This is a genomic window from Bacillus sp. LL01 (assembly GCF_001037965.1).
Genome location: NZ_LFEL01000083.1, coordinates 1 through 6,701, shown reverse-complemented (window position 1 = coordinate 6,701; position 6,701 = coordinate 1). Strand labels below are relative to the sequence as shown.

9 protein-coding genes are annotated in these 6,701 nt (G+C 40.4%); all 9 read left to right on the top strand.

What is annotated here, in order from left to right:
• Positions 1-1,125: sulfite reductase subunit alpha (locus AB685_RS24775; protein WP_047973255.1), on the top strand; the 1,125-nt coding region annotated here is incomplete at its 5' end.
• A gap of 27 nt (positions 1,126-1,152) precedes the next feature.
• The gene (gene cysI, locus AB685_RS24770) at positions 1,153-2,871 is read left to right on the top strand and encodes an assimilatory sulfite reductase (NADPH) hemoprotein subunit (protein WP_047973253.1); all 1,719 of its coding nucleotides are present in this window, start codon (positions 1,153-1,155) and stop codon (positions 2,869-2,871) included.
• A 124-nt stretch (positions 2,872-2,995) separates the two neighbouring features.
• Complete coding sequence (locus AB685_RS24765) at positions 2,996-3,658, top strand: ring-cleavage extradiol dioxygenase (protein ID WP_047973252.1); 663 nt, start codon at positions 2,996-2,998, stop codon at positions 3,656-3,658.
• 161 nt (positions 3,659-3,819) lie between these two features.
• On the top strand, positions 3,820-4,068 hold the full coding sequence (locus AB685_RS24760; RefSeq protein WP_047973251.1) for a hypothetical protein: 249 nt from the start codon (positions 3,820-3,822) through the stop codon (positions 4,066-4,068).
• Position 4,069: 1 nt separating this feature from the next.
• A complete protein-coding gene (locus tag AB685_RS24755) occupies positions 4,070-4,465 on the top strand; it encodes a type II toxin-antitoxin system death-on-curing family toxin (RefSeq protein ID WP_047973250.1) in 396 nt (131 codons plus the stop codon).
• Between the two features lie 209 nt (positions 4,466-4,674).
• Entirely contained in the window at positions 4,675-5,640 is a 966-nt protein-coding gene (locus AB685_RS24750) for a zinc-binding dehydrogenase (RefSeq protein ID WP_047973249.1), read from the top strand.
• 51 nt (positions 5,641-5,691) lie between these two features.
• Complete coding sequence (locus AB685_RS24745; protein ID WP_047973248.1) at positions 5,692-6,072, top strand: hypothetical protein; 381 nt, start codon at positions 5,692-5,694, stop codon at positions 6,070-6,072.
• A 224-nt stretch (positions 6,073-6,296) separates the two neighbouring features.
• A complete protein-coding gene (locus tag AB685_RS32200) occupies positions 6,297-6,551 on the top strand; it encodes a GNAT family N-acetyltransferase (RefSeq protein ID WP_241773376.1) in 255 nt (84 codons plus the stop codon).
• Positions 6,536-6,701 (top strand): metalloregulator ArsR/SmtB family transcription factor (locus AB685_RS24735; RefSeq protein ID WP_047973254.1); only part of this gene is annotated, 166 nt, incomplete at its 3' end. The genes AB685_RS32200 and AB685_RS24735, both read left to right, overlap by 16 nt.

Here is a 6,701-nt window from a genome sequence, read left to right as displayed (position 1 = left end):
TATTCAAGAACCAATCCGTTTAAAGCAGAGGTGCTTGAAAATTTAAATTTGAATGGCCGTGGCTCCGATAAAGAAACGCGTCATCTTGAATTATCGCTTGAAGGTTCGGGACTTACATATGCACCAGGTGACAGTCTAGGAATCTATCCAGAAAATGATCCAACTCTCGTAAACATGCTTCTTCAAGAAATGAAATGGGATCCAGAAGAAATTGTGACGGTTAATAAAAAGGGAGACGTTCGACCGCTTAAAGAAGCGCTCACTTCTCACTTTGAAATTACTGTCTTAACAAAACCGCTACTAGAGCAGGCGTCAAAGCTTTCAGGGAATAAGGAGTTAACAGACCTTTTATCTGCTGGAAATGAAGCGAGATTAAAAGAGTATATAGAGGGACGCGATTTGCTAGATTTAGTTCGTTCATTTGGTCCGTGGGGTGTATCGGCGCAAGAATTTATCTCGATTCTGCGTAAAATGCCAGGGCGTCTTTACTCCATTGCAAGCAGCTTATCGGCGAATCCTGATGAAGTACACTTAACAATCGGTGCAGTCCGCTATCAAACTCATGGACGTGATCGTAGTGGAGTTTGCTCTATTTTATGTGCAGAGCGACTACAACCAGGTGACACGCTGCCGATTTACATTCAACATAATGAAAACTTCAAGCTCCCAGAAAACCCAGATACGCCAATTATTATGGTTGGACCCGGGACTGGAATTGCGCCATTCCGTTCATTTATTCAAGAGCGTGAAGAAGCAGGAGTGGAAGGGAAGTCATGGTTATTCTTTGGTGACCAGCATTTCGTGACCGATTTCCTTTACCAGACTGAGTGGCAAAATTGGTTGAAAGACGGTGTGCTGACGAAAATGGATGTTGCATTTTCACGTGACACAGATGAAAAAGTATATGTTCAGCACCGTATGCGCGAACAGAGTAAAGAATTGTTTGAGTGGCTTCAAGAGGGAGCGGTCGTTTACATTTGTGGAGATGAGAAGCATATGGCGCATGATGTACATACGACTCTTATCGATATTATTGAACAAGAAGGCGGTATGAGCCGTGAACAAGCGGAACAATATCTTGCCGACATGCAACAGCAAAAACGTTATCAGCGTGATGTATATTGATTTTCGATTGGAAGGAGAACAGACAACATGGGTAACCAAATTTTAAAAGCGCCAGACGGCCCTAGCAGCGATGTTGAGCGCATTAAGAGTGGTAGTAACTTTTTACGTGGTACATTAAAGGAAGTCATGCTCGATCGAATTAGTGCGGGCATTCCAGATGATGATAATCGCCTGATGAAACACCATGGTAGCTACTTGCAGGATGACCGAGATCTTCGTAATGAGCGCCAAAAGCAAAAGCTTGAACCAGCGTATCAATTCATGCTGCGCGTTCGTATGCCAGGTGGGGTAGCAACACCAGCTCAATGGCTTGTTATGGATGAGCTTGCTCAAAAGTATGGCAACGGAACGTTAAAGCTGACAACACGTCAAACGTTCCAAATGCATGGTATTTTAAAATGGAATATGAAGAAAACGATTCAAGAAATCCATGCCTCTATGCTTGATACGATTGCAGCATGTGGTGATGTGAATCGTAATGTGATGAGTGTGTCAAATCCAGACGAATCACATATCCATACGGAAGTGTATGAGTGKGGAAAAAAACTAAGTGATGATTTATTGCCACGTACAAGAGCGTATCACGAGATTTGGTTAGATGAAGAACAAGTAGCCTCGACACCAGCAACTGATGAAGTTGAACCGATGTATGGTCCGCTTTATTTGCCACGTAAGTTTAAGATTGGAATTGCTGTACCCCCGTCGAATGACATAGATGTGTATTCGCAGGATCTTGGATTTATTGCGATTGTAAAAGAGGGCCAGCTTCTAGGATTTAACGTAGCCATTGGTGGCGGTATGGGGATGTCTCATGGCGATAAAGAGACGTATCCACAGCTTGCTAAAGTCATCGGTTTCTGTAAACCAGATCAAATTCTTGATGTGGCAGAAAAAGTGATTACGATTCAACGTGACTACGGAAATCGCTCGGAACGTAAAAATGCCCGCTTCAAGTACACGGTTGATCGTCTTGGCTTGGAAACCGTTAAAGCTGAACTAGAAAATCGTCTCGGCTGGAASCTGGATGAAGCGAAAGAATATCACTTTGATAGTAACGGCGATCGCTACGGTTGGGTGAAGGGTGTTAAAGGTAAATGGCACTTTACGATGTTCGTCGAAGGCGGCCGTGTGGTAGATACGGATGATTATAAGCTCATGACTGCTGTGCGTGAGATTGCTAAAATCCACACGGGTGATATCCGACTTACAGCAAATCAAAACTTGATCATTGCGAATGTATCGAGTCAGAAAAAGAAAAAGATTACCGAACTGATCGAACAATACAGTCTGACAGATGGTAAGCAATATTCCGCTCTACGCCGCAGTTCCATTGCCTGTGTAGCTCTTCCGACATGTGGCCTTGCGATGGYGGAAGCAGAACGCTACTTACCAACTTTAATTGATAAAATCGATGAAATTGTTGATGAGAATGGACTACGTGACAAAGAGATCACGATACGTATGACCGGCTGTCCAAACGGCTGTGCTCGCCATGCATTAGGTGAAATTGGTTTTATCGGCAAGGCTCCAGGCAAATACAATATGTATCTTGGTGCAGCCTTTGATGGTAGCCGTCTAAGCAAAATGTACCGCGAAAACATCGGCGAGGAAGAAATCTTACGTGAACTTGGTGTGATGCTACCTCGCTATGCAAAAGAACGTCAAGAAGGCGAACATTTTGGTGACTTTGTCATTCGTGCAGGTATCATTGAACCGACGACTGACGGTACGAACTTCCATGCATAATTAAGATAAAGGAGAGACAGGGATGCGTTCCTGTCTCTTTTTGTATTCCGATCTAATTTTTTGAAAAATTACAAGAGATATTATAAAGTCTCCTTGTATGATAGATATGAAAGGGTGATTAACAATGAAAATAACTGAGGTTTCACTATGGACGAACAATCTAAACGAGATGAGATGCTTCTATGCAAATCTACTAGAGCTTCCTATTATGAAAGAAGACAAAGAGGCGTTTACTGTTCAAGTTGGGGCGACCACTCTTACTTACCAGCAAACAAATGAGCTAGAGGACCCATTTTATCACTTTGCAATCAATATACCAGAAAACAAAATCGATGAAACAAAAGCTTGGCTTCAATCAAAAGTTCAATTAAATATCGAGAAAGACTCAGATGAAGTGTTCTTTAAAAGCTGGAATGCTCACGCTATTTATTTCGAGGATCCATCAGGAAATATCCTTGAATTCATTGCCCGCCATAACTTGAAAAATGGTGTGACACATCGCTTTTCATCTAAGGATTTTCTCAATATTAGTGAAGTAGGGGTAGTTGTTCGTGATGTCATTCCATTTGTAAGAAAGCTCAATCACATCGGTATACCTAACTGGAGAGATGATAGTGAGGGGTTAACACCTGTTGGAGATGAAACGGGTTTGTTTATTACGGTAAAAAAGGACCGCCGTTGGTTCTTCTCAAATAAAAATGCAAGATTTTTCCCTTTTAAGGTATCGATTGAAGGAATGGGGAGGATATCGTTTGAGGAGCAGGGTGATGATGTAGTGATTAATTGAAACATACTCAATAGGGTAGGTACAATTTTTGAACTATCTTAGTCTTTTCAAGTTATTTATCTATTTCTTTTTCGTATGCTAGTGTTATAATTGTTATAACAGTTATAATAATAATTCGATATGTTTAAAATAAGAGCTAAATAGGTGGAGGTGGGCTATATATGTCAAAGGAAATGCAGCGAAAGGTAACTAGGATTGGAAACAGTTTGGGGGTTACGTTATCTGATGYACTAAAGGCGATTGATGCCAAGGCTGGGGACAATTTGATTGTGGATGTGGTTGGAAATGAGATCCGTTTACGAAAGAAGAGAGAAGAGGTCMCAGCGGGGATAGACGCGGAATTTTTGGAGATGGTAGGCGAAAGTATGCAAGAATACGACGAAGCATTTAAAATGCTGAAGGACCGTTGATATGACACGTTATTTATCTGAGCGTGAGGTTTCTTTACTGAATGTCTATCAGATAAAGACGTATTCACCTAAAGAGCAAATTGGCATAAAAGATATGACGCTGCTTGAATCTGCTGTGAACCGCCCAAAGCAGTCTGCCTTTGGGGACGACGCTTATCCGGAGACGTTTACAAAGGCGGCAGCTCTCTTTCAATCACTGGCTCAAAATCATGCTTTTCATAATGCCAATAAACGTACTGCCTTGCACTCTTTAGTGACTTTCTTAAAGTTAAACGGATACAATTTAACGATGATGCAGCAGCAGGCCGTTGATTTTACAGTCGATGTTGTGAACCATCATTATCACTTTGATGAAATCGTTTYATATATAAAAGAGAATAGTGTTGAAAGAATGTAAATGGTTTTTTTCTATTTATTTGTTACGTTTTTTAAATGAAGTTCAAACGGTATTAGAATCAATGATCATTAATAAGGTTCAGGTAAGGAGTTGTCRTGTAGGCAACTCCTTTTAAAGCATGTTCTATCTGAAACAACCTACCAAACCCATTATTTGGTATAATTAGAAAGTTGAAAGATTTAGAAGGATAGTTTGAAAGGGGAATGAGGATGAAAGCGATAGTCCAAAGTGAATTTGGAGATGCAAATGTCTTAACCTATTCAGATGTTGAAAGGCCAAAAATGAGGGATGGAGAATGTTTAATTAAAGTTGCATATACGAGTGTGAATTATGCAGATATAAAAAAACGAAACGGGAATAAAGGAAAGGGGCATTTCCCGCTCATGGTGGGATTAGACGCAGCAGGTACCATTGTTGAAACGAGTGTTGAATCACCTTTTTCAATCGGAGATAGGGTGATCGCTTTTCCTCAAGACGGTTCATATGCAGAATATGTTCTTGCAAAGGAAAGCTTAATCTTTAAGATCCCAGATAGCCTATCATTTGAACAAGCTGCAGCGATGCCAACTGTCTCAATCTTATCGTATATGCTTCTACATGAAATTGGGCAAGTTCAACATTCAGATACCATCGTTATTCATAGTGCTGCTGGTGGGGTAGGTTCCATGCTTGTACAATTGGCTAAATTAACAGGGGTTCATAAGATTATCGGAACGGTAGGTAACCTTGATAAGGCCAATTATGTAAGAGAGCTAGGGGTTGATAGTGTCTATACCTACGACACCTTTACAGAGGAAGTGTTAAAGCAAACAAATAATAAAGGAGCCAATATCATCTTTGATTCAGTTGCTGGTGAGGTCACAAGCTTGAGCTTAGATTGCTTAGCCTTGTATGGCACTCTTGTCCAATTTGGTAATAGTAATGGGAAAGCTGGTGCTTTTAAAACGAGTGACGTTCATACTAGCTGTAGGACGGTCAAGGGGTTTAGTTTAGGTACAACAAGAAAGCACGATCCAGCACGATTAGCACCTGTTGCAGAAAAAGTAATAGAATTATTTAATACAAAACAAATAACTCTACCGATCGCACAGGTATTTCCATTAAGTGCGGCAAAAGAGGCACATAACTTAATGGAAAGTCGTCATTATAAAGGGAAAATTTTATTGAAAGTGTAATGAATTCGATCTTAATTGATATAAAAGCTACTTAACTAAAGGGGAGTTATCATGCATAAAAAGCTTCTAATGCTATTAATCGTTATAGTCCTACTTTTAGCGGCTTGTGTTACCGACACATATACCTATTATGGGGAGGATGATCATTGGTCAGCAGATCTAAAGGTTACGCAAACGAGTGATGAGTTTGAAACGCAGGAGCTCATACTTACCTATAAGGGTGAGGATGTGAACTCTGTTGGAGAAATTACGTACTATGTCGATAGTGTTGGCGGGTTTGGTAGGAGTGGTATTCATTTAGAAGAGCACGGAACGATCAGTGATAGTAGTGTAGCTAATCCTACGAATGCTAAAGTCTCTGAACATACTGAGGTCGAGGTGACCGTTGAATGGGATGATTATACTGAAACGTTTAYTCTTGATAAGCGATAGAAGATAGTTACCTACTTCTAATTTATTGGATAAACATAATAATTGATGCGAATGGAGAGAATTCAATGCTATATGATCAGCAGAATAAAACGATTTTCACCAAAAGACTAGTGCTTAGACTGTTTCAAACAACAGACGCAGCAGATGTTGCGAAGCTTTGTAATAACTGTAAGATTYATCAAAATACATTGTACCTCCCTTATCCCTACTCTATCTAAGATGCATTGTCATGGATTAGGCATCATCTTGAAAACTTTGAGWCGAATAAATCCTTCGAATTTGCTATTACCGATAAAGAATCAGGAGGATTGTATGGAGCGATCGCATTATCTAGCAACCTAGCGTTTAACCACGGTGAAATTGCCTATTGGATCGGTGAGGAATTTTGGGGAAGTGGATATGCGACTGAGGCCGCGCAAGCTATTATCCAGTTTGCATTTGATGAAAAGCACTATCATAAAGTATTCGCTCATCACTAGCATTATCAGATGAAAACAGAAGAAAAATCTTAGATCTTTTGAAGGAGGGAGATTTAACTGCTGGTGAAATTGCTGACCATTTTGACATGAGCAAAGCTGGGATATCGCAACATTTGTCTGTATTGAAGAATGCAGATTTAGTTTATGCCA